This is a genomic window from Massilia sp. CT11-108, assembly GCF_047302915.1.
GTDB lineage: Bacteria > Pseudomonadota > Gammaproteobacteria > Burkholderiales > Burkholderiaceae_D > Telluria > Telluria orientalis.
On record NZ_JBKYMO010000702.1, the window covers coordinates 1 to 2,261 of the forward strand.

Consider the following 2,261-nt stretch of genomic DNA (forward strand, 5'->3'; position numbering starts at 1 on the left):
AGCTGCAGGCCATCGCCGCCGAGCACGAGGCGCGGCAGCAACCTCCTGATCGCGCGCGACGAGGTCGATGCCCTCGTGCTGCACATGGGGCTGGAAGGCAGGGAGATCGTCGGCGCGACGGCCGACGCCATCCTCGTGCGTGCGCAAGCGGGCGAGAACTGGCATGCGTTCGTGGAATGGACGATCGCGCAGGGCCTCGGCGGCCTGGAGAACATGGCGCTGATCCCGGGCACGGTCGGCGCGTCGCCGATCCAGAACATCGGCGCGTACGGTGCCGAGGTCAAGGACTGTTTTCACTCGCTGACCGTGTTCGACTTCGCGGACGGTTCGATCCGCACCATGGACGCGGCCGCCTGCCGCTTCGGCTACCGCGACAGCGTGTTCAAGCACGCCGAAGGCAGCACGCTCGTCGTGCTGGACGTGACGTTCGCACTGCCGCGCGCGTGGACGCCGAACCTGCGTTATGCGGAACTCGCGCAGGCGGTGCGGGACATCGCCGCGCCGACCGCGCGCGCGGTGGCGGATGCCGTGATCGCGATCCGGCGCCGCAAGCTGCCCGATCCGGCCGAGATCGGCAACGCGGGCAGCTTCTTCAAGAATCCGGTCGTGCCGCGCGAGCACTGCGTGCGCCTGCTGGCCACGTGGCCGGACCTCGTGCACCACGCCCAGCCGGACGGCAGCGAAAAGCTGGCCGCGGGCTGGCTGATCGACCGTTGCGGCTGGAAGGGAAAAAACCTGGGACGCGCGGGCGTCTATCCGAAGCAGGCGCTCGTGCTGGTCAACAATGGCGACGCGACGGGGCACGAGATCATGGCGCTGGCACGCGCGATCCAGGCCGACGTCGAGGCGCGCTTCGGCGTGCGGCTCGAGCCGGAACCCGTGCTGGTGTAAGGCTCACCCGGCCGCGGACACCCGGTTGCGGCCGCTGCGCTTGGCGTCGTACAGCGCGGCATCGGCCCGCGCGATGAAGTCGTCCGGGCCGTCGTCCTCGCCCGGCACGATGCAGGCCACGCCCATCGACATCGTGACATACCCGCACGGCGCCCCCGGATGCGGCAGCGCCAGCTGTTGGAGTCCCGCGCGGCATGCCTCGCCCACGCGCAGCGCGCCGGCGACGTCGGTGTCCGGCAGCAGCAGCGCGAATTCCTCGCCGCCATAGCGCGCCGCCAGGTCGGCCGGGCGCTTCAACTGGCCGGTCAGCACGGCGGCCACCTTCTTGAGGCACAGGTCGCCGGCCGGATGGCCCAGGTGGTCGTTGTACAGCTTGAAATGATCGACGTCGCACAGCAGCAGCGCCAGCGGCAATTGCTGGCGCCGTCCGCGCTGCCATTCGACGTGGACGGCTTCGTCGAAACGGCGGCGGTTGGCGATGCCCGTGAGGCCGTCCAGCGCGGCCAGGCGGCGCAGTTCCTCGTTGACGCGTGCCAGGTTCTCCTGGCTCGCGCTCAGGGACCGGTAGGCGGCGTCGCGCTGCAGGCCGCTGATGTAGCCGGCGGAATGGTGGCGGATGCGGGCCACCAGTTCCAGCTGGTCGGGCAGCTTGACGAGGTAGTCGTGCGCGCCGATGGCAAACGCGTGCGCCTTCAGCTTCGCTTCGTCGCGCGTGGACAGCACGACCACCGGAATGTCGCGCAGCGCCTCGTCTTCCTGGTACGCCCGGATCAGCTGGAAGCCGTCGGCGCCCTGCATGACGAGGTCCTGCAAGATCACGGTCGGCCGGTGCCGCAGCGCGGCCGCATGCGCCGCGCGCGCGTCGGTGACGAACTGGAATTCGATGTCGTCGTGGCGCGCCAGCATGCGGCGGACGGCTTCGATCATGATGAGTTGGTCGTCGACGAGCAGGACGCGCACCTTGTAGTCGGCGTCGTCTCGTTCGCGGCCCTGGAAGTGGCTGACTGCGGACATCGGGAATCGTTGGCGGGACTGAAATGAATGTCGGTCATCATTTTACCCTAATGCGATAGGGATATTGTTGAGCGGCAAAATTTTCTCCGCGGCGCCCAGTTCGGCCGCCGCGCGCGGCATGCCATACACGGCGCAGCTGGCTTCGTCCTGCGCGATCGTCGCCTGGCCGGCCTGGCGCATGGCGAGCAGGCCCGCGGCGCCGTCGCGACCCATGCCGGTGAGCAGGACGCCGGTGGCGTTCCGGCTCCAGTACCGCGCCACCGAGTGGAAGAACACGTCGACCGACGGCCGGTAGACCTCGTCGCGCGGATGGGCATCGTAGACGAGGCGGCGTTCGGGCGTGAGGCGCAGGTGGT

3 protein-coding genes are annotated in these 2,261 nt (G+C 69.4%); 1 reads left to right on the forward strand and 2 read right to left on the reverse strand.

Going from position 1 to position 2,261, the window contains the following annotated elements; all coding sequences use genetic code 11:
* A partial coding sequence (gene murB / locus ACEN88_RS29630) for a UDP-N-acetylmuramate dehydrogenase (protein ID WP_413345458.1) occupies positions 1–891 on the forward strand: 891 nt, incomplete at its 5' end.
* Positions 892–894: 3 nt separating this feature from the next.
* Here the strand turns inward: murB and ACEN88_RS29635 are convergent.
* Together ACEN88_RS29635 and ACEN88_RS29640 are read right to left on the reverse strand one after the other, a co-directional pair.
* Entirely contained in the window at positions 895–1,905 is a 1,011-nt protein-coding gene (locus tag ACEN88_RS29635; protein ID WP_413345460.1) for a diguanylate cyclase, read from the reverse strand.
* 42 nt (positions 1,906–1,947) lie between these two features.
* On the reverse strand, positions 1,948–2,261 hold a 314-nt coding region (locus ACEN88_RS29640; protein WP_413345462.1), incomplete at its 5' end, for a chemotaxis protein CheB.

Excerpts from the sequence above, each read along its gene's own strand:
- ACEN88_RS29635 (WP_413345460.1), bottom strand. The coding sequence starts at position 1,905 with ATGTCCGCAGTCAGCCACTTCCAGGGCCGCGAACGAGACGACGCCGAC.